This is a genomic window from Anaerotignum faecicola, assembly GCA_024460105.1.
In the GTDB taxonomy this organism is placed as follows: domain Bacteria; phylum Bacillota; class Clostridia; order Lachnospirales; family Anaerotignaceae; genus JANFXS01.
Genome location: JANFXS010000111.1, coordinates 1 through 548 on the forward strand (window position 1 = coordinate 1; position 548 = coordinate 548).

Annotated in this window: 1 protein-coding gene; it reads left to right on the forward strand. The window is 42.2% G+C overall.

The genetic code is table 11. From position 1 onward, the window contains the following. Positions 1-439 (forward strand): tyrosine-type recombinase/integrase (locus tag NE664_13005; GenBank protein MCQ4727551.1); only part of this gene is annotated, 439 nt, incomplete at its 5' end. Positions 440-548 lie beyond the last annotated feature (109 nt).

Sequence of the window (548 nt, forward strand, 5' to 3'; positions counted from 1 at the left end):
TAACAAGGACCGCCTTGTATATCTTCCACAGGATAGCCTTCCGGTACTTAAAAACTATAAAGAACGTCAGGAAATGCTTTTCCCCGGAATTGACTGGGCTTTTCCGGGAAAAGATCCACATAAGCCTGTTTCGTGCTCTGGAGTAGAATCAAGTTTTAACCGCCATTGGGCTATGCTTCCGGTTGCCAAGACGATTGATAAACATCCGACACCCCACTGTTTACGCCATGCTTTTGTAGTAGAGAGATTTAATGAGTGGATGCATCAGGGAATTGATACAAACACTATGCTCCCATATTTAAGCAGATACCTTGGACACAAAAGTCCTGATGAAACGTATTATTACTATCATCTTGTAGAAAAGGCATTTGATACTATCCGAGAGAAAGATTCAGTGTCTGGAAAGGTCATTCCGGAGGTGATTCCCTATGAAGAATAAATCAGCAAAGATATCGACTGATCAGCTGTTCTTTTCTCACACATGGAACTTTCTAAACGTTTATTTGGTAAAGCAGGTCGGACGCAGTCAGGCTACAGCAGAATCCTAC